Consider the following 23846-nt stretch of genomic DNA (forward strand, 5'->3'; position numbering starts at 1 on the left):
GTGTCGATCACCGTCAAGCTGATCAACCCCATCGCCATGGAAGAAGGTCTGCGTTTCGCTATCCGCGAAGGCGGCAAGACCGTCGGCGCCGGTGTGGTTGCCAAGATCATTGCTTAATTTTGTAGGGGCGTAGCTCAATTGGCAGAGCGTCGGTCTCCAAAACCGAAGGTTGATGGTTCGATTCCTTCCGCCCCTGCCACCTGACAAGTTCAAGGTGGCCCATAGTTAGTCCAACAAGCCCGTCATGACCTGACGGGCTTCTGTGTCTCAAGAGACACCATGTATTTGAAGCAGGAAAATGCCAAAAATGGCCACTTCGCAAGTTGAGACGATCAACACCAATGCAGACAAAGCCAAATTGGCGTTGTCTGCTGTTTTGGTGCTGGGAGCGTTAGCCGCCTTCTATCTATTGAGCAAGCAAGGGCAAATTGCCCAATGGGCGGCCTTGATTGTGGGTGTTGCCGCTGCTGTCGTGGTGTTTCTAGCATCCGAGCCCGGCAAGCAACTGGTCGCGTTTGGTCGCGATGCCTGGCGCGAAGTCAAAAAGGTTGTTTGGCCCACCCGCAAAGAAACCACGCAGATGACGCTTTACGTGTTCGGCTTTGTGGTGCTTATGGCGTTGTTCCTCTGGCTCACTGACAAGACGCTGGAATGGGTTTTTTATGACTTGATTCTGGGCTGGAAAAAGTAATGACTGATGTAGTAGAAATGAGTGCGGCGGAACCGTCTGCGACCCCGGTAAATCCTGATCTGCGTTGGTACATCGTGCATGCTTATTCCGGAATGGAAAAGGCGGTCGAGCGTAATATCACCGAACGGATCCTCCAGTCCGGAATGCAGCAAAAATTTGCCCGCATCCTGGTTCCAACCGAAGAAGTGGTTGAAATCAAGAATGGCCAACGCAAAACGACCGAGCGCCGTCTTTTCCCTGGCTATGTGTTTGTTGAAATGGTGATGGACGATGAGTCTTGGCACTTGGTCAAGCACACCAACAAAGTGACTGGTTTTGTAGGGGGTGCCAAGAACCGTCCCGCTCCGATTTCAGAAGCAGAAGTGCAAAAAATCGTGAGCCAGATGCAAGAAGGCACCGACAAGCCGCGCCATAAAGTGGAATTCTTGGTGGGTGAGTTTGTCCGGGTCAAAGAGGGGCCATTCACTGACTTCAATGGCTCTGTAGAAGAAGTGAATTACGAAAAAAGCAAGGTGCGTGTTTCGGTCACTATTTTCGGTCGCGCCACACCTGTCGAGTTGGAGTTTAGCCAGATCGAAAAGACGTAAGTCTTTCTGTAAAAGACCTAATTTCTGAATTTATTAGATTCCACGTTTTTCGACTCAACGTGGATGTTGTCAGTGAGTCGCAACCCCGGGGAGCAGATGTCCACCAGTTTCGGTAGGCAGAAGCGTTAAGACCCGCAAGGAGTAAATAATGGCGAAAAAAATCGTCGGATTTATCAAGCTGCAAGTACCAGCCGGTAAAGCCAACCCATCCCCCCCCATCGGCCCAGCACTGGGTCAACGTGGCCTGAACATCATGGAGTTCTGCAAGGCATTCAATGCGCAGACCCAAGGTGTTGAGCCAGGTCTGCCACTGCCAGTGGTGATCACTGCATTTGCGGACAAAAGCTTTACCTTCATCATCAAAACACCGCCAGCGACTGTTTTGATCAAGAAAGCCATCAAGCTCGACAAAGGTTCTTCGACACCGCACAGCGCGAAAGTCGGCAAGATCACCCGCGCACAGCTCGAAGAAATTGCAAAGACCAAGATGAAAGACATGACGGCTGCCGATCTGGATGCCGCTGTCCGTACGATCGCTGGTACCGCCCGGTCTATGGGTGTGAATGTGGAGGGCGTGTAAATGTCCAAGCTGACCAAAAAACAAAAAGCCTTTGCTGGCAAGATTGACAGCACCAAGCTCTACCCTCTGGGTGACGCGCTGGTGATCGTTAAAGAATGCGCTAACGCCAAGTTCGATGAGTCCATCGATGTGGCCGTTCAGCTCGGCATTGATGCCAAGAAATCCGACCAAGTGGTGCGTGGCGCTGTCGTGTTGCCTAACGGTACCGGCAAGACCAAGCGTGTTGCTGTGTTTGCCCAAGGCGCTAAAGCGGAAGAAGCCAAGGCTGCCGGTGCGGACATCGTCGGCATGGACGACCTGGCCGCAATGATCAAAGCGGGCGATATGCCTTTTGACATCGTCATCGCCGCTCCCGATGCCATGCGCGTTGTGGGTACTTTGGGTCAGATTCTGGGCCCACGTGGCCTGATGCCTAACCCCAAGGTCGGCACGGTTACGCCTGATGTTGCTACGGCCGTCAAGAACGCCAAAGCAGGTCAAGTACAGTTCCGTGTGGACAAAGCCGGTATCGTGCACAGCACGATCGGTCGCCGCTCGTTTGACTCCGACAAGTTGCAAGGCAATTTGGCCGCGTTGATCGATGCTTTGACCAAGGCCAAGCCAGCGTCGAGCAAGGGTCTGTATTTACGCAAAGTAGCGGTTTCGAGCACGATGGGTGTGGGCGTTCGCGTCGACACGCAAACCATCGCAGCGTAATCGCAAAATTTGAAGCTTCGTTCAGAAGCTTCAAAGTGGTGGGTCGCCAAAGCATCAAACTTTGGCGAGCCATCCAAGACCGTTGGTGTGCAGCTTGTCTGCACTTAATCAGTGAAAACCAACGCAGATGGCGATCCCGCTGCAGATGGAATAAGTTTCCCGAAACAGTTGGTCGCTGCAAAGTGGCGTGTTGAATGGCAATCAGCCGGACAACACATTTTAAGGAGTAGACCTTGAGTCTTAATCGCAGTGAGAAAGAAGCGGTCATTACCGATGTGACCAGCCTCGCCGCTAAAGCTCAAACGCTCGTGATGGCGGAATACCGTGGTATCACGGTCGCTGACATGACCAAATTGCGCTCAGCAGCGCGTAGCAATGGCGTGACCCTAAGCGTGTTGAAAAACACCTTGGCCCGCCGTGCTGTCGCAGGCAGTGCTTTTGAAATCGTGTCCGACCAGATGACCGGTCCGCTGATCTATGGCTTTTCTGTAGATGCCGTAGCTGCTGCCAAGGTAGTAGCTGAATTCTCGAAGACCAACGACAAGTTGGTGATTCGCGGTGGTGCATTCGGTGGAAAAGTTCTGGACGTGAACGGCGTTAAGCAACTGGCAAGCATCCCTTCCAAGGAAGTTTTGTTGGCACAGTTGTTGGGCTTGATGCAGTCCCCCATTTCGCGTACGGCACGTGTGCTGGCAGCGTTGGCGACACAAAAAGGCGCGGGTTCTACCGAACCAGCAGTCGAAGCGGCCCCAGAAGCGGCTGCCGAGGTTGCTCCGGCGTAACCCACGGGTTACTTTCGGCATTGACAAAAACTTTGTTGGACAGCGGCTTGCAACTGCATGGCCTGTCCCCAACTGAAAAAACTGGAAATCAAAATGGCATTCGATAAAGACGCATTTTTGACCGCGCTTGACAGCATGACGGTCCTGGAACTCAACGACCTGGTGAAAGCCATCGAAGAGAAATTTGGCGTGAGCGCAGCTGCAATGGCTGGCCCTGCCGCCGCTGCTGGCCCTGCCGCCGCTGCCGAAGAAAAGACCGAATTCAACGTTGTTCTGGTTGAAGCCGGTGCCCAAAAGGTGTCGGTCATTAAGGCTGTTCGCGAAATCACCGGTCTGGGCTTGAAAGAAGCCAAGGACCTGGTTGATGGCGCTCCCAAGGCCGTCAAGGAAGGCATCTCCAAGGCTGACGCTGATGCAGCCATGAAGAAGCTGGTAGACGCTGGCGCTAAAGTCGAACTGAAGTAATTCATTCGCAAACGAGGGCTGGGAACTCCTAAAGGGGCTCCCAGCCTTTCGTGCTTGTTGAAAGTGAAATAACTTTCTTGCTCCGTGGCTCACGCCATCCGGGTATGCAAGTTAGAGCACACTGAAAAGCGGGTCGAGCATCGGCTTTTCAGTGTCTTCTGGCCCCGACTGCAGAAGATGCCTTGGTTCGGATTGCGTGCAATGCGCAATCGTCCGCCATGGTTGGTAGTGGCCAACCGCCAAGTTCGTTGCGCATGATGTGCAACACGACAGTTGACAGGCCCCCCAGGACCCCCAAGTCCTTGCCCCCGGAGATCTCATGGCTTATACGTACACCGAACGCAAACGCATTCGTAAAAATTTTGGCAGCCGCGACAGCGTGCTCGAAGTCCCCTACCTGTTGCAAATGCAAAAAGATGCATACACCGCATTTTTGCAAGCAGATCTCGCGCCTCAAAAGCGCACCGTTGAGGGTTTGCAAGCGGCATTTGATGCCGCCTTCCCTATCGTCTCGCACAATGGTTTTGTCGAGATGAAGTACGTGGAGTACAACCTTGCCAAGCCCGCTTTTGATGTACGCGAATGCCAGACTCGGGGCCTGACATTTGCCTCCGCCGTACGGGCCAAGGTCCAGCTGATCATTTATGACCGTGAGTCCTCGACATCACAGTCCAAAGTGGTCAAAGAAGTGAAAGAACAAGAAGTCTATATGGGCGAAGTACCGCTCATGACGGAAAAAGGCTCGTTCATCATCAACGGCACCGAGCGCGTGATCGTTTCGCAGTTGCACCGCTCTCCCGGTGTGTTTTTCGAGCACGACAAGGGCAAAACCCATAGCTCCGGCAAGTTGCTGTTCTCTGCGCGTGTAATTCCCTACCGTGGTTCGTGGCTCGATTTCGAGTTTGACCCTAAAGACGTACTGTATTTCCGAGTGGACCGTCGGCGGAAGATGCCCGTCACGATTTTGCTCAAAGCCATTGGCCTGACACCAGAATCCATCCTGGCGAATTTCTTCGTCAACGACAATTTCCGCCTGATGGACAGCGGCGCACAAATGGAGTTTGTGGCCGAACGTCTGCGCGGCGAAGTCGCCCGCTTCGACATCACGGACAAAACCGGCAAAGTTGCGGTGGCAAAAGATAAGCGGATTACCGCTCGCCATACCCGCGATCTGGAGCAATCCGGCACCACCCACATCAGCGTCCCAGAAGACTTTCTGGTGGGTCGCATCGTAGCGAAAAATATCATCGACAGCGACACCGGCGAGATTATTGCTAAGGCCAACGAAGAGTTGACTGAACTGTTGCTTAAGAAACTACGCACCGCTGGCGTGCAAGACTTGCAGTGCATTTACACCAATGAGTTAGACCAGGGTGCGTACATCTCGCAAACCTTGCGTAGCGACGAAACTGTGGATGAATTCGCTGCGCGCGTGGCCATTTACCGCATGATGCGCCCTGGCGAACCGCCGACAGAAGATGCCGTGCAAGCACTGTTCCAGCGCCTGTTCTATAACCCGGATACGTACGACCTGTCGCGTGTCGGCCGCATGAAGTTCAACGCCAAGATGGGCCGCGAAGAATCCACCGGCCCCATGGTCCTGACCAATGAAGACATCTTGTCTGTAGTCAAGATCCTGGTCGATCTGCGCAATGGCCGTGGTGAAGTCGATGACATTGACCACCTGGGAAATCGCCGCGTACGTTGCGTTGGTGAACTGGCTGAAAACCAATACCGCGCCGGTTTGGCTCGGATTGAAAAGGCCGTCAAAGAACGTTTGGGCCAGGCCGAGCAAGAGCCGCTTATGCCACACGATCTGATCAACAGCAAACCGATCTCCGCTGCACTCAAAGAGTTCTTCGGTGCATCCCAGTTGTCGCAGTTCATGGACCAGACCAATCCTCTGGCCGAGATTACCCACAAGCGCCGTGTGTCGGCCCTTGGCCCGGGCGGCTTGACCCGTGAGCGTGCTGGCTTTGAAGTCCGCGACGTGCACGTGACGCATTACGGTCGCGTGTGCCCGATCGAGACACCAGAAGGTCCGAACATCGGACTGATCAACTCCTTGGCACTGTATGCCCGCTTGAACGAATACGGGTTTATCGAAACACCGTACCGTCGCGTGATTGACAGCAAGATCACCAAAGAAATCGATTACCTGTCGGCCATCGAAGAAGGCAAATACGTGATTGCCCAGGCCAATGCGGCACTGGACAAAGACGGCAAGCTTTCGGGCGATCTGGTGTCCGCCCGTGAAAAAGGCGAATCCATTTTGGTTGGAGCCGAACGGGTCCAGTACATGGATGTCTCGCCCGCACAGATCGTGTCCGTGGCCGCCTCGCTCGTGCCTTTCCTGGAACACGATGATGCAAACCGCGCCTTGATGGGTGCCAACATGTCACGTCAGGCTGTGCCTGTACTGCGTCCAGAAAAACCATTGGTTGGTACCGGTATCGAGCGCGTGGCCGCAGTGGACTCTGGCACCGTCGTGACCGCTACCCGTGGTGGCTTGGTGGACTATGTGGATGCCACCCGCATCGTGATCCGCGTCAACGATGCCGAAGCGGCTGCCGGTGAAGTGGGCGTGGACATCTACAACCTGATCAAATACCAGCGTTCCAACCAGAACACCAACATCCACCAGCGTCCTATCGTCAAAAAGGGTGACCGCTTGGCCAAGGGTGATGTGATCGCCGATGGTGCATCCACCGATTTCGGTGAAATTGCGATCGGGCAGAACATGCTCATCGCCTTCATGCCCTGGAATGGCTACAACTTCGAAGATTCGATTTTGATCTCCGAACGCGTGGTAGCCGATGACCGATACACCTCGATTCACATCGAGGAACTGGTGGTGATGGCCCGCGACACCAAGCTGGGTGCCGAAGAAATTACCCGTGATATCCCGAATTTGAGTGAGCAACAGCTGAACCGTCTCGACGAGTCGGGCATCATCTACGTGGGTGCGGAAGTACAGCCCGGCGATACGCTGGTGGGCAAAGTCACACCCAAGGGTGAAACCACGCTGACACCAGAAGAAAAGCTGTTGCGCGCCATCTTTGGTGAAAAAGCCAGCGATGTGAAAGACACCTCGTTGCGCGTAGACCAGGGCTCCCAAGGCACTGTGATCGACGTGCAGGTGTTTACACGCGAAGGCATCGTGCGTGACAAGCGTGCCCAGCAGATCATTGACGATGAGCTCAAACGCTTCCGTCTGGACCTGAATGACCAGTTGCGAATTGTCGAAGCCGATGCGTTCGACCGTATCGAAAAGCTGCTGACCGGCAAGGTCGCCAATGGCGGTCCACAAAAGCTGGCCAAGGGCACGAAGCTCGACAAGGCGTATTTGTCTTCGGTGGAAAAATTCCACTGGTTTGATATCCGCCCGGCCGATGACGAAGTTGCCACCCAGCTGGAATCCATCAAGAACTCGTTGGAACAGACCCGCCACAGCTTCGACCTGGCTTTTGAAGAAAAACGCAAGAAGCTGACGCAAGGCGATGAGTTGCCAGCAGGGGTGCTGAAGATGGTCAAGGTGTACCTGGCCGTTAAGCGCCGCTTGCAGCCTGGTGACAAAATGGCTGGTCGCCACGGTAACAAGGGCGTAGTGTCCAAGATCGTCCCGGTCGAAGACATGCCCTACATGGCCGACGGCACACCGTGCGACATTTGTTTGAACCCCCTGGGCGTTCCTTCACGGATGAACGTCGGCCAGGTGCTGGAAGTCCACCTGGGCTGGGCGGCCAAGGGTATCGGCCAACGCATTGGCGACATGCTGCAGGCCGAAGCCAAAGTGGCCGAAGTACGCAGCTTCATGGATTCTTTCTACAACGGCTCTGGCCGCAAGGAAGATCTGAGCCAACTGAGCGACGATGAAGTGTTCAACATGGCTGCCAATATGGCCCAAGGGGTCACTTTTGCAACGCCGGTGTTTGACGGCGCTTCGGAAGAAGAAATCCGGGGCATGCTCCAGCTGGCCTACCCCGACGACATCGCAAAGCACAAGGGATTGAACGCTACGCGTACCCAGGCCCATTTGTTTGATGGCCGTTCAGGCGAGCCCTTTGAGCGCCCGACCACCGTTGGCTATATGCACTTCTTGAAGCTGCACCATTTGGTGGACGACAAGATGCATGCCCGCTCTACCGGCCCTTACAGCTTGGTAACGCAGCAGCCACTGGGTGGTAAAGCACAGTTCGGTGGACAGCGTTTCGGTGAAATGGAAGTGTGGGCACTCGAAGCCTACGGTGCTTCTTATACGCTGCAAGAAATGCTGACCGTCAAATCAGATGACGTGGTAGGACGTACCAAGGTGTACGAAAGCATTGTCAAGGGCGAGCACGCCATTGAAGCGGGCATGCCCGAGTCATTCAACGTGCTGGTCAAGGAAATCCGTTCCTTGGGCCTGGACATCGAGCTCGAGCGTAGCTAATTGCGGACAAGAAAAGGATTTAACACATGAAATCATTACTCGACCTGTTCAAGCAGTTCACGCCCGATTCGCACTTTGATGCGATTCGGATCGGCATGGCCTCCCCCGAGAAAATTCGGTCGTGGTCGTTCGGCGAAGTGAAAAAGCCAGAAACCATCAACTACCGTACCTTCAAGCCCGAGCGCGATGGTCTTTTCTGCGCCAAGATCTTTGGCCCCATCAAAGACTATGAATGCCTTTGCGGCAAGTACAAACGCCTCAAGCACCGCGGTGTGATCTGCGAAAAGTGCGGCGTTGAAGTCACACAGACCAAGGTGCGCCGCGAACGCATGGGCCACATCGACCTGGCGGCACCTTGCGCCCACATCTGGTTCCTGAAGTCGCTGCCATCGCGTCTGGGCCTGGTGCTCGACATGACGTTGCGCGACATCGAGCGCGTGCTTTACTTCGAAGCTTATGTGGTCACCGATCCCGGCATGACCCCGCTGAAGAAATTCGCGATCATGTCGGAAGACGACTTCGATGCCAAGACCAAAGAGTACGGCGACGAGTTCGTGGCCAAGATGGGTGCAGAAGGTATCAAGGACCTGCTGGAAGCCATCGAAATCGATGCATCGATCGAACGCCTGCGCGGTGATCTGACCGGTTCCGAAGTCAAGATCAAGAAAAACTCCAAGCGCCTCAAGCTCTTGGAAGCGTTCAAAAAATCGGGCATCAAGCCCGAATGGATGGTGCTGAACGTACTGCCCGTACTGCCGCCGGACCTGCGTCCATTGGTGCCGCTGGATGGTGGTCGTTTTGCCACTTCGGATTTGAACGATCTGTACCGTCGCGTCATCAACCGCAACAGCCGTCTGCGCCGCTTGCTGGAATTGAAAGCGCCCGAAATCATTGCCCGCAACGAAAAGCGCATGCTGCAAGAAGCTGTCGATTCGCTGCTGGACAACGGCCGCCGCGGTAAAGCGATGACCGGTGCCAACAAGCGTGCACTCAAGTCTTTGGCCGACATGATCAAAGGCAAGAGCGGACGTTTCCGCCAGAATTTGCTGGGCAAGCGCGTCGATTACTCTGGCCGTTCGGTCATTGTGGTGGGCCCGACGCTCAAGCTGCACCAGTGCGGCTTGCCCAAGCTGATGGCTTTGGAACTGTTCAAGCCTTTCATCTTCTCGCGCCTGGAAGCCATGGGCATCGCCACCACCATCAAGGCAGCGAAAAAAGAAGTTGAATCCGGCACGCCCGTCGTGTGGGACATTCTGGAAGAGGTGATCAAAGAGCACCCGGTGATGCTGAACCGTGCGCCTACGCTGCACCGTTTGGGCATCCAGGCTTTTGAGCCGATCCTGATTGAAGGCAAGGCCATCCAGTTGCACCCGCTCGTTTGCTCGGCATTCAATGCCGACTTTGACGGTGACCAAATGGCCGTCCACGTACCGCTGTCGGTCGAAGCGCAGATGGAAGCCCGCACTTTGATGCTGGCATCGAACAACATCTTGTTCCCGGCCAATGGCGAACCGTCTATTGTTCCGTCGCAAGACGTGGTGCTGGGTCTGTACTACACGACCCGCGACCGCGTCAACGGCAAGGGCGAAGGCCTGATTTTCTCCGACACCGGCGAAGTGCAGCGCGCATTTGACGCGGGCGAGGTCGAGTTGACCGCCCGCATCAACGTGCGTTTGACCGAATACACCAAGAACAAGGAAACGGGTGAATTCGAGCCATCGACCAAGCTGTGGGAAACCACCGCAGGCCGTGCACTGCTATCGGAAATTCTGCCCAAGGGTCTGCCCTTCTCCAACATCAACAAGGCGTTGAAGAAGAAGGAAATCTCCAAGCTCATCAATGTGTCGTTCCGCAAGTGCGGCCTGAAAGAGACCGTGGTGTTTGCCGACAAGCTGTTGCAAAACGGTTTCCGTCTGGCCACCAAGGCCGGTATTTCGATCTGCATCGACGACATGCTGGTGCCGCAAGAAAAGCACGGCATCATTGCCCGCGCTGAAAAGGAAGTCAAAGAAATCGCCAACCAGTACGTGTCGGGTCTGGTGACCTCCGGCGAGCGCTACAACAAGGTGGTGGACATCTGGGGCAAGGCCGGCGACGAAGTGTCCAAGGTGATGATGGCCCAGCTCTCCAAAGAGAAGACCATCGACCGCAACGGCAAGGAAGTCGAGCAAGAGTCGTTCAACTCCATCTACATGATGGCCGACTCCGGCGCGCGCGGTTCTGCAGCGCAGATTCGCCAGGTCGCTGGTATGCGGGGTCTGATGGCCAAACCTGACGGCTCGATCATCGAGACACCGATTACCGCCAACTTCCGCGAAGGCCTGAACGTGTTGGAGTACTTCATTTCCACCCACGGTGCCCGTAAGGGTCTCGCGGATACGGCTTTGAAGACGGCTAACTCGGGCTACCTGACCCGCCGCTTGGTGGACGTGACGCAAGACTTGGTTGTGACCGAGCAAGACTGCGGCACAGCCAATGGCTACCTGATGCGTGCCATCGTCGAAGGCGGTGAAGTCATCGAATCGCTGCGCGACCGCATTCTGGGCCGTACCGCAGCCGAAGACGTGCTGCACCCTGAAGACCGCTCGGTGCTGGCTGTTGCCGGTGCCATGCTGGACGAAGACGCCATCGACATCCTGGAACTGGCTGGTGTGGACGAAGTCAAGGTGCGTACTGCGCTGACCTGCGCTACGCGCTTCGGCATCTGCGCCAAGTGCTATGGCCGCGATCTGGGCCGTGGTGGCTTGATCAACGGCGGCGAGGCTGTGGGCGTGATTGCAGCCCAGTCCATCGGCGAACCCGGTACGCAGTTGACCATGCGGACCTTCCACATCGGTGGCGCGGCATCCCGTGCCGCCATCGCCTCCAGCGTGGAAGCCAAGTCCAACGGCACGATCGGCTTCAACGCCACGATGCGCTATGTGTCCAACAGCAAGAACGAGCTGGTCGTGATTGCCCGTTCGGGTGAAATCGTCATCACCGAGCATGGCCGCGAACGTGAACGCCACAAAGTGCCGTACGGTGCGATCCTGTCGGTCACGGCCGACCAGGTGGTCAAGGCCGGTACGATCCTGGCGAACTGGGACCCGCTGACCCGCCCCATCATTACCGAGTTTGCAGGTATGAGCAAATTCGAGAATGTGGAAGAAGGCCTGACGGTCGCCCGCCAGGTCGACGAAGTCACCGGCTTGTCCACCATGGTGGTCATCGATCCGAAACGCCGTGGCGCAGCCAAGGTGATCCGTCCGCAGGTCAAGCTGATCGACGCGAACGGCAACGAAGTGAAGATCACCGGCACCGACCACTCGGTGACCATTGGCTTCCCTATCGGTGCACTGATCCAGGTGCGCGACGGCCAGGACGTGGGCCGCGGCGAAGTTTTGGCCCGTATCCCGATCGAAGGCCAGAAGACGCGCGACATTACCGGTGGTTTGCCCCGTGTGGCCGAGCTGTTTGAAGCCCGTACGCCGAAGGACAAGGGCATGCTGGCCGAAATGACCGGTACCGTGTCGTTCGGCAAGGAAACCAAGGGCAAGGTCCGCCTGCAGATCACCGATCCAGAAGGTACGGTCTGGGACGAATTGATCCCCAAGGAAAAGAGCATCCTGGTGCACGAAGGCCAAGTGGTCAACAAGGGCGAAAACATTGTGGACGGCCCCGCCGACCCACAAGACATCTTGCGCTTGCTGGGCATGGAAGAGCTGGCCCGCTACATCGTGGACGAAGTCCAGGACGTGTACCGCTTGCAAGGCGTGAAGATCAACGACAAGCACATTGAAGTGATCGTGCGCCAGATGCTGCGCCGCGTGGTGGTGGAGAACGCAGGTGACTCCGGTTACATCAATGGCGAACAGGTCGAACGCAGCGAAATGCTTGACACCAACGACGCATTGCGCGCCGAAGGCAAGATCCCCGCAGTGTTCACCAACTTGCTGCTGGGTATTACCAAGGCATCGCTGTCCACCGACAGCTTCATCTCCGCTGCGTCCTTCCAGGAAACCACGCGTGTGTTGACCGAAGCCGCCATCATGGGCAAGCGCGACGAGCTGCGTGGTCTGAAGGAAAACGTGATTGTTGGACGTCTGATCCCCGCCGGTACCGGCATGGCCTACCACCAGGCCCGCCTGGCCAAGGACTTGATGGACGATGCCGAGCGTCGCGCCATCGCCGAGTCCGAAGCCGCGGAATTGGCGGATGCCCAGGAAGCCACAGCGCTGTCGGAAGCCAACGAAGGCTCGGACCACGAATAACGCAAGCCGCAAGCGCTGCGTCATGTCACTCGAAACCTCTAGGTGACACAGGCACCCCAATTCCATCGCTGATGGACTTGGGGTGTTTTTTTATGTAGTCCCCATGGGGCACAACGCTATCTACAAGACGACCTGTGATCTCCGAATCCTTTCTGTGGTGGAGCTTGGCGGCGGTATGGCTGTTCTGGTCGGTCGGCGCCTATAACCGGCTGGTGCGGCTGCGGTCACTTGCATTGCATAGCTTTGCCGCACTGGCTGCGCCGATGCAGCACTACGCCGAGATCGTGCAATCCTGTCCTGCTGCCCTGGCAAACCCGGCTCACACCGCGCCAACGGCACCTACACAGGCCTGGGCTGGATTACATGGGGCACAGACCCAGTTTTCCGCCTCGCTGACGGTGGCGCGCGCCCGGCCTTTGGACGGTGCCGCCATCAACGCTTTGGCGGCTGCCAATACGGTTCTGCAAATGGCTTGGCTGCGGGTCACCGGCGAAGGCCGTGATGGGGTCTCCCCACTTCTACCCGAGACCGCTCAGACAGAATGGAGCGAGACACGCCAGCAGATCCGTCCTGCCGCCCAAGCCTTTGCACACGCTGTTCATAACTACAACGCCGCCATCGCCCAATTTCCGGCACTGTTGCTGGCCTGGTTGTTTGGCTTTCGCACGGCCACATCACTCCCTACCGACTTCTGAATATGACCCGTTCCCCCACCCAAGAGCGCCCTGCCCCTACAGGCCAGGCTGCGCAGATCCCCCTTTGGCGCCAACTGCTGGCCACGGCCGAGGTCTTGCACGCCATCCGCAACGGCGCATCCGCCACACCTGCCTTGGCGACCGTGGACGGTCCATTGCGTCCGGGGGTGCAGTCTTTGGTATTTCACAGCCTGCGCAACCTGGGCCGCGCCGAAGCCCTGCGCGCGCACCTGGCCAAGCGCCCACCCCCACCGGCGGCCGATGCCTTGCTGTGCACCGCCCTGGCACTGGTCTGGCAAGAAGCCGACGCGCCTTACGAAGCCTTTACCTTGGTAGACCAAACCGTCGAGGCTGCCAACCGGGGCCCGGCCAGAGCCCAGGCCAGCTTCGTCAACGCCTGCCTGCGCCGGTTCTTGCGGGAACGCGATACCCTGGTGGCAGCCACCGACCGCGACCCGGTCGCGGTGTGGAACCATCCCCGCTGGTGGATACAACGGCTGAAAAATGAACAGCCGCAGCACTGGCAAGACATCTTGCAGGCGAACAACCAGCAGGCTCCGATGACCCTGCGGATTAATATAAGAAAAACTACTCCAGCGCTTATTCAATCGGCGCTAGCAGCTATTAATATTGAAGCAAGTTTGGTTGGAGACTCTGGTTTAGCTCTGGCCCGCGCCCGGTCTGTGCACGAGATTCCGGGGTTTGCGGACGGTGCAATATCCGTTCAGGATGCAGCCGCCCAGTTGGCGGCACCGCTGCTGCTCAACGGGTTGGACACCAGCCAGCCTCTGCGCATTCTGGATGCCTGCGCCGCCCCTGGCGGCAAAACGGTCCACCTGCTCGAACTGGCGGATGCCGAGGTCACGGCGCTCGATATCGACCCCGTCCGCTGCGAACGCATCCAGCACAACCTGCAACGCCAGGGGCTGCAGGCCACCGTGCTGGTAGCGGATGCCAACCAACCTGCAACCTGGTGGGATGGCCTCCTCTTTGATGCCATCTTGCTCGACGCACCTTGCACGGCATCGGGTATCGTGCGCCGCCATCCCGATGTGCGCTGGCTGCGCCGCGAAACAGATATTGCACAATTGGCCCGCCTCCAGGCGAGCCTGTTGCTGCAACTGTGGGCTCTGGTGCGTCCTGGCGGTCGATTGCTCTATTGCACCTGCTCGGTATTTCGGGCCGAGGGCCAAGACCAGATCGAAACGTTTCTTGCACACCACACCGATGCCCGTTTGCTACCGTCTCCCGGCCATTTACTGCCCCGTACATGGGATTTGGCCGAAGCTCTCCCGGACAATCGGATCCGTGACAACGATGGATTCTTTTACGCTCTACTGGAAAAAAATGCGACCTAAAGAGGCCGTGCTGCGCTGGTGCGTCTATCTTTTGTTGTGCTACCTGCCCTTTGCTCGGGCTCAAAGCACGCTGGTAGAAATCAACCAGATGCAGATCGAGCGCAACGACTCCGGGGTGTTTTTTTCAGCCAATTTGAAGTTTGAACTCCCTAGTCTCGTAGAAGATGCGCTGCACAAAGGCATTCCGATGTTCTTCGTGGCCGAGATCGAGGTGCTGCGGGACCGCTGGTACTGGTCGGACAAGGCGGTGGCCAGCCAGGCCCGCTACATGCGGCTCGCCTACCAGCCGCTAACCCGGCGTTGGCGTCTGAACGTGGGCCCCACCGCCATGGGCAACAGCGGCCTGGGCGTGGTGCTGAACCAAAACTTCGAGTCTCTCGCCGATGCCCTGGCACATATGCAGCGCTTTTCACGCTGGCGCATCGCGGACCCTGCCGATATCGATTTCGATGGCAAGACCCACGCCGAATTCAGCTTCCGCCTCGACGTGTCCCAGCTTCCCCGCCCTTTCCAGATCGGCGCCATGGGCCAATCCGACTGGAACCTGTCTGGCAGCCGCAATTTGCGCCTTATTCCGGACGCAGCCAAGTGAGCCAGCGGCCCGTGGACGTGCTGGCATCCAGGTACCGTACCCTGGCCAACCCGCGCGCAGTGCGCTGGGCCTGGATTGTCGGCGCGGTCGTGGTCATGGCCCTGGGCCTGATTCTGCTGCTGCTGCTCACCCAGTCCACCAACAACCGGGAGATGTACGAACGCAACTATGCGCGCCTTTTCGCGGTGAACGTGGTGGTGGCCGGGGTGCTGCTGGCCGTCATCTCCTGGATGGCCGTCAGGCTGTGGATGCGCCTGCGGCGTGGCAAGTTCGGCAGCCGTTTGCTGGTAAAACTGGCCACCATTTTTGCGTTGGTCGGTTTGATGCCGGGTTTGCTGATCTATGTGGTGTCGTACCAGTTTGTTTCCCGTTCCATCGAAAGCTGGTTCGATGTCAAGGTGGAAACGGCCCTGGATGCCGGTGTGAACCTGGGCCGGGCCACCCTCGATATTCTGGCCAATGACCTGGCGGACAAAGCCCGCAATGCCAGTGGGCAACTGTCCGGCGTGCCCGATGCGGCAGCCGGGCTCACCCTGGAACACATTCGCGACCAGTTGGATGTGAGCGATGTCATGCTGTGGAGCGCTGGCGGACAGTTGATTGCCAGCGTAGGACAATCGCGCTTCCTGCTCAATCCGGAACGGCCCACTCCACAGCAATTGCGCAATGTGCGTACACAGCGGGCGGTGGCGGCCATTGAAGGCTTGGATGACCTAGGGCCCGCTCCTGGAGCAGAGATACCTGTTGCCCATATTAAAGCCCTGGCCCTGGTGACCAGCAAAGGCGTTGGCCTGCTTGCCGAGCCACGCTTTTTGCAAGTGGTGCAAAGCCTGCCCGCTCCCTTGGTCGCCAATGCCATGGCGGTACAAACCGCCAACCGCGAATACCAGGAACGCGCACTGGCCCGCACGGGCCTGAAACGCATGTATATCGGTACGCTGACGCTGAGCTTGTTTCTGGCAGTATTTGGAGCCGTGTTGCTGGCCGTGCTATTAGGTAACCAACTGGCACGTCCCCTCTTGCTGCTGGCCGAAGGCGTGCGCCAGGTGGCTGCAGGGGACCTGACACCCAAAGCCGTGTGGCAGGGCCGCGACGAGTTGGGTGGACTGACCCGCTCATTTGCAGACATGACGCAGCAACTCTCCGATGCCCGCTCGGCCGTGGACCAGAGCATGTCGCAGGTCAGCGCCGCGCGAGCCAACCTGCAGACGATTTTGGACAACCTGACTTCGGGTGTCATCGTGCTGGATGCTGCAGGCACCATCCAATCCAGCAACCCTGGTGCCACCCGCATATTGCGCGTGCCGCTGGCGGCCCTGGAGGGAAAACCATTGGCCGAAGTGGAAGGCATGGGCGATTTCGCCCAGGGTGTGCACGCACAGTTTTCGGCATTTTTAAGTGAGCAGATCCACCACGGACTTGACCACTGGCAGCAGTCCTTTGAACTCAACGCCACGCAATCCCCATTTTCACAAGACGCTATTACGTTAGTAGCTAGAGGCGCAGAATTGCCGGGCAGTAACCGGTTATTAGTCTTTGATGACATATCAGAAATCGTGTCTGCACAGCGAGCCCAGGCCTGGGGTGAAGTGGCGCGTCGCCTGGCGCATGAAATCAAGAATCCACTGACCCCCATCCAGCTTTCTGCAGAACGGCTGGAAATGAAGTTGCTGAACAAGGTTGGAGAAACCGACCAAGCACTGCTGAAAAAATCCGTGAAAACCATCGTAGACCAGGTCGATGCCATGAAACGCCTGGTCAATGAGTTTCGTGACTATGCCCGCCTCCCCGCCGCTGATCTCAAGCCACTCGACCTCAATCTACTCGTCCAAGATGTGTTGCAACTTTATGAGCACGACACGGCCCCGGTCAACGTAGTTGCACAACTCGAAAGCGGATGCCCGCTGATCCTGGGCGATGCAGAACAACTGCGCCAAGTCATACACAATCTGCTGCAAAACGCGCAGGATGCCACAGAGGCCGCGTGCAAGCCCGGGGCACCGCCGAGCGTCATCTTGCGCACCCAATGGGCTGCAGCGGCGCAGCGGGTCCGCCTGGTGGTCCTGGACCAAGGCTCAGGATTTCCGGAACACATCCTCAAACGCGCCTTTGAACCGTATGTGACGACCAAAAGCCGCGGTACCGGATTAGGACTGGCTGTGGTCAAAAAAATCGCCGATGAACACGGTGCGCGCATCGACTTATCTAACCGTATCGTTAATGGCATGGTGGAAGGAGCGCAAGTATCGTTATCATTCGCCATCCACCTTAAAGTGGCAACTTAGCAACAGCCACACTGCTGTATTTTCATCCGGAGACGCGCGCTTCAATCATGGCAAACATTCTGGTAGTTGACGATGAACTCGGTATCCGCGATCTGCTTTCTGAAATCCTGAATGATGAAGGGCACAACGTCGAGTTGGCGGAAAATGCGGCAGAGGCCCGTATCGCGCGGCAGCAGTCTCGCCCCGACCTGGTGCTGCTGGACATCTGGATGCCCGACACCGACGGAGTATCGCTACTCAAGGAATGGGCCGCCACGGGTGCGCTCACAATGCCCGTCATCATGATGAGTGGCCATGCCACCATCGACACGGCAGTAGAGGCCACGCGGATCGGAGCCTTTTCCTTTCTGGAGAAACCCATTACCTTGCAAAAGCTGCTGAAAGCAGTTGAGCAAGGGCTAACACGCAATGCCACGCGCAAAGCCGCTCCAGCTGCAATCTTGCCGGCCCATTTGGACAACCGGGTCGCCCCCATGGAAATGCTCAGCAGCATTCCTGGCGCACTCTCCAACACCAGCCTCTTAGGCCCCCAGTCGCAACAGACTTTTGACCTAGACAAGCCGCTCAGAGAGGCCCGCGATGGTTTTGAAAAAGCCTATTTCGAATTTCATCTCGCCCAGGAAGGTGGGTCCATGACCCGGGTTGCAGAACAAACCGGACTGGAGCGCACGCATCTCTATCGCAAATTAAAACAACTCGGAGTTGATCTCGCCCGAGGAAAACGAGCCTAATTTCGGTATATAATTTAAGTCTTGGCCCGGTAGCTCAGTCGGTAGAGCAGAGGATTGAAAATCCTTGTGTCGGTGGTTCGATTCCGCCCCAGGCCACCAAAAAATCTTCTTGCCAATCAATAGGTTAGCAAGAAGTAGTCAAGAAAGCGACCCGTCAAACAGGTCGCTTTTTTTTTCTGACTCTCGTGTCAGAAGTCCGCTGCGCCAGGATGGCTATTGATTGCGCACCGCTGCGCCCAAGTTCACCTCTGGGCCCTGGACATCGTGGTAAGCATCAAAGCGATATTGAATCAAGCCATTTAGAGCCTGCGCGGCAGAAACCCGCTTCGGGCGCGAACCCTGGCACGAAGCCTGCTGAGCACAGGCATGAGCAACAGCAACTCCTGCCACCTGCCCTGCAAGACTGGCTCCCGCAGGGCCACCTGGCCTACTTCATCAGCGACACCGTAGACAGCCTGGACCTGAGCAACTTCCACGCACGCTACGCCAGTGGTGGCCCGCGCAACCAACCCCTGCACCCGGCCATGATGGTCAAAGTCCTGGTCTACGCGTATGCCACCGGGTGCTTCAGCTCGCGCAAGATCGCCAGGAAGCTGCATGAGGACATTGCCTTTCGGGTGCTAGCGGCACACAACTTCCCCGCCCACCGCACCATCCGCGACTTCCGTGCCCAGCACCTGGCCGAATTCACCGAACTCTTCACCCAGGTTGTGCGCCTGGCCCGCGAGATGGGCCTGGTCAAGCTGGGCACTATCGCTGTCGACGGCACCAAGCTCAAGGCCAACGCCAGCCGCCACAAAGCCATGAGCTACGCCCGCATGCAAAGCACCGAGGCAGAACTCAAAGCCCAGATTGCTGCACTGCTGCACAAAGCCGCCCACACCGATGACGCCGAGAAGAACCAACCCGAGCTGGACATCCCTGCTGAGCTAGAGCGCAGGCAAGCCCGGCTGGATGCGATTGCAGCGGCCAAGGCCCGGCTGGAGGCACGCCAAAGCCAAAGCGATACACAGCGGGGCCGCAGCCCCGAGGATGGGCGTAAGCCCCGCGACAAAGACAGCAAGCCCAAAGGAGGCAGGCCCTACAAACGCGACTTCGGCATCCCTGAGCCCAAGGCCCAGAGCAGCTTCACCGACCCCGACAGCCGCATCATGAAGCGCGCCGGTGGCGGCTTTGACTACAGCTACAACGCCCAGACTGCCGTGGACGAGACAGCCCACATCATCGTGGCCGCCGAGGTGGTCAACACCAGCACGGACGTGCAGCAGTTACCTATGGTGCTGGATGCGGTACAGACCCACACCGGAGTGCAGCCGACCCAAGTCCTGGCCGATGCGGGCCACCGCAGCGAAGCGGTGATGGCCCAGCTGGCTAAAGGCTATGCGGCGACCGAACTGGTGATCGCACTTGGACGTGAGGGGAAGGCACGGGCTGCGCCCAAAGATGCGCAACGCTACCCGCACACGGTAGCCATGGCGGCCAAGTTCCAAACCGAACAGACCCAAAAGGACTACCGCAAGCGCAAATGGCTCGCCGAGCCGCCCAACGGCTGGATCAAGAACGTGCTAGGGTTCCGCCAGTTCAGCATACGGGGCTTGGAGAAGGCAAAAGCCGAGTTCAAGCTGGTGTGCATGGCGCTGAATCTGCGCAGGATGGGGGCGATGCAGGCCGGGTGAGGCAGAAAATGTGCGAAGAAGTGCCCGCCACGACTTTCGAGCGTGACCGGGTCACGTTAAACAGGCCATAAAGACCGGCGGTCGTGAGCCCCTCAACTACCGCCTGCGTCGCTACCGGCTGCTGGGGGCGAGCGGAATTCACTCGGAGTGTTCTACCACCCGGACTCCTAGGACGTTCGTAAGCGCGCGGCGAACCCATCTTGAATGCACCGGGTGAAGCGGGCATCGTCCCCACGATGGGCCTGCGCGAAGTGCGAAACCATCACCCAGGTGCCAGTCGACGCGCATGTGATCGACAAAGGTACGCGCCCACCACCGCACGTATGTATCTCTGCTGCATCGCCCACTTCGGGCGGTGATCGCGACGGCATCAGCTTGACCTTGGGCGCGTTGACCAAGACGAGCGGCGCTTCGTGGGAGATCATCTGCCGCGCTGCGCCTGCCCATGCCCGGTACAGCGCAGTCGTCATCAGATTCTGGCCGCGCTACAACACCTGCACACCGTTCTGGCCGAGGCTGGCGTCCAGCCTACGGAGCCTCCTGTCGACGCCATTGGCGTTGAGCTGCGCCACTTCGACAAGTACATGCAGCAGGTCAGGGGTCTGGCCGAAAGCACCCGCATCCGTCGGCTGACTATCGTCCGCACGCTAATTGGCCGTACCGGCTCAGTCACACCGACTGCTGACGAACTGCGGCACTTCATCGCTCAGGAGATCTCGCGGGTCAATCGCCTGGATACCCAGGGCTGTCGCCAAGTGGCTCTTGCCCGTCCCCGGCCCACCAACCAAGACGATGTTGTTGGCCTGCTCCAGAAACTCACAGCGGTGCAACTGGCGTACCAAGGCTTCATTCACCTCGCTGTGGCCGAAGTCAAAGCCGGCCAGGTCCCGGTAAACGGGGAAGCGCGCCACCTTCAACTGGTACGCCACCGAGCGGACTTCCCGCTCCGCAGTTTCCGCCTTGAGCAGTTGGGACAGGATCGGCTGTGCCGCCTCGAACGCCGGTGCACCTTGCTGCGTCAGCTCGGCCACGGCCTGGGCCATACCGAACATCTTGAGCTCACGCAGCATGATCACGATGGCACCGCTGGCTGGGTCATGTCGCATGGCGCACCTCCTGGTCGGCAGACGCCGCAGGGCGGCGCAAGCTGTCATAGCGCAGCACGTTGGCTTGGGGTTCTCGGTTCAGGCGCAGAGCCTGGGGTGCCGTCACCGGTGCAGGTACCGATTGGCCATCAAGCAGCCGGTGCAGCACATTGAGCACATGGGTCTTGGTCGCCGCGCCAGCCTCCAGGGCAAGTTCCACGGCTGCCAGCACCGCCTGCTCATCGTGGTGCAGTACCAAGGCCAGAATCTCCACCATCTCCCGGTCCCCGCCCGGCTGGCGCAACAGCATGGCCTGTAGCCGCTTAAACGCCGGCGGCAGTTCAACAAACGGAGCGCCGTTCCTGAGTGCCCCTGGCTTGCGCTGCAGCACGGCCAGGTAGTGGCGCCAGTCGTAGACGGTGCGCCCACCCAGGTCATGGCGCCGGTCAATGACCCGGGTGTGTTCACAGACCACCTGGCCCTCGGCCGCAATGACCAGCCGTTCGGCATAGACCCGCAGGCTGACAGGCCGGTTGGCGTACGACGCCGGAACGCTGTAGCGGTTGCGCTCGAAGTGCACTAGACAGGTCGGCGATACCCGTTTGGTGTGCTCGACGAAGCCATCGAAGGGCCGCGGCATGGCCATCAGGGCGGACTTCTCCTGCTCCCATACATCGGCCACTGTGCCAGGCAACTTGCCGTGGGCGATCTCGGTCCACAAGGTCCTACAGCGATCCTCCAGCCAATCGTTCAGAGCTGCCAGCGTTGGGAACGCAGGCACGGGCTGCCACAGCCGGTGGCGTGCATCCCGCACGTTCTTCTCCACCTGGCCCTTCTCCCAGCCGGACGCGGGGTTGCAGAACTCAGCCTCGAACAGGTAGTGGCTGACCATGGCGCCAAAGCGGGCGTTGACGTCGCGCAGCTTGCCGCGCCGCACCTTGTCCACGGCGGTGCGCATGTTGTCGTAGATGCCACGCCGTGGGATACCACCCAGGACTGCGAACGCCCGGTTGTGCGCGTCAAACAGCATCTCGTGGGTCTGCAGCGGATAGGCCCGTACGGTGAAGGCTCGGCTATGGCTGAGTTTGAAGTGGGCAACTTGCAGCTTGGTGCGTTCACCGCCGATGACGGCCCAGTCTTCGCTCCAGTCGAACTGGAACGCCTCGCCGGCGCCGAAGGCCAGGGGCACGAAGGTGCCCCGCCCCTTGGTCTGCTGGGCTTGCTGGCGCTGCTGTTGCCAGGTCCGGGCAAAGGCGGCCACCCTGTTGTAGGAACCGGTGTAACCCAACGCAACCAGATCGGTATGGAGCTGTTTGAGAGTGCGCCGCTGTTTGCGGGACTTGCCGGCCTCGCTCTTGAGCCATGCCGAGAGCTTCTCGGCGTATGGGTCCAGTTTGCTGGGACTGACGCGCTTGGCATAGTGCGGCTCCGCCGCACCCGAGCGCAGGTACTTCTTGATGGTGTTTCGAGACAGACCGGTACGCCGGGCTATCTCACGCAGGGAGAGCTGCTCTCGCAGTGCCCAACGCCGTATGACACGCAGTATCGCCACGTTAATCACTCCTCGTCTCCTGCCGCTTAAAGCAGCAGGTTAGGGTTCTTACGTGGGTCAGTTTTAGATGGAAATCACAGGGCCAAGTGGGTCACTTCTAGGTGGAAATCAACAGGCTGCTGTCCAGCTCGCCAAGTCTGTCGCTGCACTCAGGGGCCAAGTCACCGTCATGGATAGCGCCCCCTTGCGCAACTCCACCTTGATCTCCTGTTCCTGGTGCACAGGAGTTCCCGGGGGCAACGCCAGGGCAATGAAAGCGGGAGCCGGGGATGGGGCCCCAGTGTTGGAGGGAACACCGGGCTTGGGCAGTTGATGGCAGCCACTGCGCTGGTGTTCGTTGAGCCAGCGGTGCAGCACGTTGGCGTTCATGCCCTGCTGCCCCGCCAGTGCCGCGATGGAGACACCGGGCTGTTGGCAGGCAGCCACCAACTCGGCCTTGAATTCTGGTGTGTATGTCCGATGCGTGCGCCGGGTCGAGTATCTGGCAGTCTCTGATTCTTTGAGCATGGTGTGCACGATCTATTGCGTGCACACGATCTTGCAAGAGGGAGGGGATCAGTTCAAGATAGGGTCGCCGGACGCATACACAGATGCGCCCGCGCTTGCTGGGCCGGCGTGTCGTTCCACAGCGCCGACTTCGCATAAAAGCGCGCTTGGCCTTATTGCGGTTATGTGCTGCTAGCCATAACCGCAACAACTGGCTGTTCGCTGGAAGCCTGCGTGCGGGCCAGCGGGCTGCGGCGGTGATGAGTCGGGTGCAGTCGGCACGTATGAATGGGCATGACCCCTATGCTTACCTGAAGGATGTGCTGACCCGGTTGCCAACACACAGGGCCAGCCGGGTGGAAGAGTTGCTGCCGCATCGCTGGCAGCCCATCACTCCTTGACCATCAGCCATGACCGTCGCCAGCTGTCAACAAGGGATTGCCGTGCGCTTACGGACGTTCAAACTGGCTGCTCGCCAGTTCGCTGCGGGCGGACAAGTGGGCTGATGCGGTGATGAGCCTGATCCAGGCTGCCAAACTCAACGGACAGGATCCGCACGCCTATCTGAAGGACAGTATTCACGCAGCGTACCAAAGTCAGATAAGGGAGTTACTGCCGCATCGCTAGCAGGCAACACAGCCCACACACGTCTGATCGTAGGCGCTGCACCTCGCTCAACACGACTTCACCGCACGCTTAGATTTCAAGCTGTCAAAGAAAGGTTTACGCCCACTTAAAACGCAAAAAAGCGACCCATGCTGGATCGCTTTCTAATAAACTTATTTAATGCTTTTTGGCACACCTTAAAACGTTTTGCGTTTTCTTTAGCGCTTGATGCAAGTACTAAAGAAAACGCCCAGTCCGCTGGACTGGGCGTTTCTTGCTGTAATAGCCTGACGATGA

Annotated in this window: 17 protein-coding genes, 2 tRNA genes and 3 pseudogenes; 19 read left to right on the forward strand and 3 right to left on the reverse strand. The window is 58.2% G+C overall.

Annotated features, from left to right (window positions below):
* The 17 genes and pseudogenes from AC097O_RS18205 to AC097O_RS18285 form a co-directional block, all read left to right on the forward strand.
* On the forward strand, nt 1-117 hold a 117-nt coding region (locus tag AC097O_RS18205), incomplete at its 5' end, for an EF-Tu C-terminal domain-related protein (RefSeq protein WP_479584941.1).
* A gap of 6 nt (nt 118-123) precedes the next feature.
* Nucleotides 124-199 (forward strand) — tRNA-Trp (locus tag AC097O_RS18210).
* Between the two features lie 108 nt (nt 200-307).
* Nucleotides 308-691: a preprotein translocase subunit SecE gene (gene secE, locus AC097O_RS18215; RefSeq protein WP_479594313.1), complete on the forward strand. Its 384-nt coding sequence runs from the start codon at nt 308-310 to the stop codon at nt 689-691.
* Entirely contained in the window at nt 691-1278 is a 588-nt protein-coding gene (gene nusG / locus AC097O_RS18220) for a transcription termination/antitermination protein NusG (protein ID WP_295960174.1), read from the forward strand. Before secE ends, nusG begins: the two co-directional genes overlap by 1 nt.
* Before the next feature lie 148 nt (nt 1279-1426).
* On the forward strand, nt 1427-1858 hold the full coding sequence (gene rplK, locus AC097O_RS18225; protein WP_315228776.1) for a 50S ribosomal protein L11: 432 nt from the start codon (nt 1427-1429) through the stop codon (nt 1856-1858).
* Nucleotides 1859-2554, forward strand: coding sequence for a 50S ribosomal protein L1 (gene rplA / locus AC097O_RS18230; RefSeq protein ID WP_348113707.1), 696 nt, complete (start codon nt 1859-1861; stop codon nt 2552-2554). It begins immediately after the preceding gene.
* 233 nt (nt 2555-2787) lie between these two features.
* The gene (rplJ, locus tag AC097O_RS18235; RefSeq protein WP_479594314.1) at nt 2788-3336 is read left to right on the forward strand and encodes a 50S ribosomal protein L10; all 549 of its coding nucleotides are present in this window, start codon (nt 2788-2790) and stop codon (nt 3334-3336) included.
* Nucleotides 3337-3429: 93 nt separating this feature from the next.
* Nucleotides 3430-3801, forward strand: a complete 372-nt coding sequence (rplL, locus tag AC097O_RS18240) for a 50S ribosomal protein L7/L12 (protein ID WP_348113705.1) — start codon at nt 3430-3432, stop codon at nt 3799-3801.
* A 319-nt stretch (nt 3802-4120) separates the two neighbouring features.
* Nucleotides 4121-8233 (forward strand): DNA-directed RNA polymerase subunit beta, encoded by a 4113-nt coding sequence (gene rpoB, locus AC097O_RS18245; RefSeq protein ID WP_479594315.1) that lies wholly within the window; start codon nt 4121-4123, stop codon nt 8231-8233.
* Between the two features lie 26 nt (nt 8234-8259).
* On the forward strand, nt 8260-12483 hold the full coding sequence (rpoC, locus tag AC097O_RS18250; RefSeq protein WP_479594316.1) for a DNA-directed RNA polymerase subunit beta': 4224 nt from the start codon (nt 8260-8262) through the stop codon (nt 12481-12483).
* A gap of 134 nt (nt 12484-12617) precedes the next feature.
* Nucleotides 12618-13178: a LemA family protein gene (locus AC097O_RS18255; RefSeq protein ID WP_479594317.1), complete on the forward strand. Its 561-nt coding sequence runs from the start codon at nt 12618-12620 to the stop codon at nt 13176-13178.
* A 2-nt stretch (nt 13179-13180) separates the two neighbouring features.
* Entirely contained in the window at nt 13181-14536 is a 1356-nt protein-coding gene (rsmB, locus tag AC097O_RS18260; protein ID WP_479594318.1) for a 16S rRNA (cytosine(967)-C(5))-methyltransferase RsmB, read from the forward strand.
* Nucleotides 14526-15128: a DUF4390 domain-containing protein gene (locus tag AC097O_RS18265; protein ID WP_479594319.1), complete on the forward strand. Its 603-nt coding sequence runs from the start codon at nt 14526-14528 to the stop codon at nt 15126-15128. The genes rsmB and AC097O_RS18265 overlap by 11 nt, the downstream gene beginning before the upstream one ends.
* A gap of 11 nt (nt 15129-15139) precedes the next feature.
* Nucleotides 15140-17413: a sensor histidine kinase gene (locus tag AC097O_RS18270; protein WP_479594320.1), complete on the forward strand. Its 2274-nt coding sequence runs from the start codon at nt 15140-15142 to the stop codon at nt 17411-17413.
* Between the two features lie 47 nt (nt 17414-17460).
* On the forward strand, nt 17461-18144 hold the full coding sequence (locus AC097O_RS18275) for a response regulator (RefSeq protein WP_479594321.1): 684 nt from the start codon (nt 17461-17463) through the stop codon (nt 18142-18144).
* 23 nt (nt 18145-18167) lie between these two features.
* A tRNA-Phe gene (locus tag AC097O_RS18280) sits at nt 18168-18243 on the forward strand.
* Between the two features lie 269 nt (nt 18244-18512).
* Nucleotides 18513-19820: pseudogene (locus AC097O_RS18285) on the forward strand (IS1182 family transposase); the annotation flags it as partial.
* 722 nt (nt 19821-20542) lie between these two features.
* Here the strand turns inward: AC097O_RS18285 and AC097O_RS18290 are convergent.
* The 3 genes and pseudogenes from AC097O_RS18290 to AC097O_RS18300 all read right to left on the reverse strand — a co-directional run.
* Nucleotides 20543-20926, reverse strand: a pseudogene (locus AC097O_RS18290) (ATP-binding protein); the annotation flags it as partial.
* Nucleotides 20916-22466, reverse strand: coding sequence for an IS21 family transposase (istA, locus tag AC097O_RS18295; protein WP_479594322.1), 1551 nt, complete (start codon nt 22464-22466; stop codon nt 20916-20918). The pseudogene AC097O_RS18290 and the gene istA, both read right to left, overlap by 11 nt.
* Nucleotides 22467-22565: 99 nt before the next feature.
* Nucleotides 22566-22964, reverse strand: a complete 399-nt coding sequence (locus AC097O_RS18300; protein WP_479594323.1) for a transposase — start codon at nt 22962-22964, stop codon at nt 22566-22568.
* 182 nt (nt 22965-23146) lie between these two features.
* Between AC097O_RS18300 and AC097O_RS18305 the strand changes: the two are divergent.
* Together AC097O_RS18305 and AC097O_RS18310 are read left to right on the forward strand one after the other, a co-directional pair.
* Nucleotides 23147-23344 (forward strand): annotated as a pseudogene (locus AC097O_RS18305) (transposase domain-containing protein); the annotation flags it as partial.
* Between the two features lie 112 nt (nt 23345-23456).
* Nucleotides 23457-23570, forward strand: coding sequence for a transposase domain-containing protein (locus AC097O_RS18310; RefSeq protein ID WP_479594324.1), 114 nt, complete (start codon nt 23457-23459; stop codon nt 23568-23570).
* Nucleotides 23571-23846: the final 276 nt, after the last annotated feature.

The sequence above is a fragment of the Rhodoferax sp. LS1P39 genome (assembly GCF_056521425.1).

What these genes read in the sequence shown, in the direction of transcription:
- rsmB (WP_479594318.1), top strand. Translation starts at nt 13,181, where the DNA reads ATGACCCGTTCCCCCACCCAAGAGCGCCCTGCCCCTACAGGCCAGGCT.
- nusG (WP_295960174.1), top strand. Translation starts at nt 691, where the DNA reads ATGACTGATGTAGTAGAAATGAGTGCGGCGGAACCGTCTGCGACCCCG.
- AC097O_RS18300 (WP_479594323.1), bottom strand. Translation starts at nt 22,964, where the DNA reads ATGCTCAAAGAATCAGAGACTGCCAGATACTCGACCCGGCGCACGCAT.
- secE (WP_479594313.1), top strand. Translation starts at nt 308, where the DNA reads ATGGCCACTTCGCAAGTTGAGACGATCAACACCAATGCAGACAAAGCC.
- rpoB (WP_479594315.1), top strand. Translation starts at nt 4,121, where the DNA reads ATGGCTTATACGTACACCGAACGCAAACGCATTCGTAAAAATTTTGGC.
- rplL (WP_348113705.1), top strand. Translation starts at nt 3,430, where the DNA reads ATGGCATTCGATAAAGACGCATTTTTGACCGCGCTTGACAGCATGACG.
- rplK (WP_315228776.1), top strand. Translation starts at nt 1,427, where the DNA reads ATGGCGAAAAAAATCGTCGGATTTATCAAGCTGCAAGTACCAGCCGGT.
- AC097O_RS18310 (WP_479594324.1), top strand. Translation starts at nt 23,457, where the DNA reads ATGAGCCTGATCCAGGCTGCCAAACTCAACGGACAGGATCCGCACGCC.
- rpoC (WP_479594316.1), top strand. Translation starts at nt 8,260, where the DNA reads ATGAAATCATTACTCGACCTGTTCAAGCAGTTCACGCCCGATTCGCAC.
- rplA (WP_348113707.1), top strand. Translation starts at nt 1,859, where the DNA reads ATGTCCAAGCTGACCAAAAAACAAAAAGCCTTTGCTGGCAAGATTGAC.
- AC097O_RS18265 (WP_479594319.1), top strand. Translation starts at nt 14,526, where the DNA reads ATGCGACCTAAAGAGGCCGTGCTGCGCTGGTGCGTCTATCTTTTGTTG.
- AC097O_RS18275 (WP_479594321.1), top strand. Translation starts at nt 17,461, where the DNA reads ATGGCAAACATTCTGGTAGTTGACGATGAACTCGGTATCCGCGATCTG.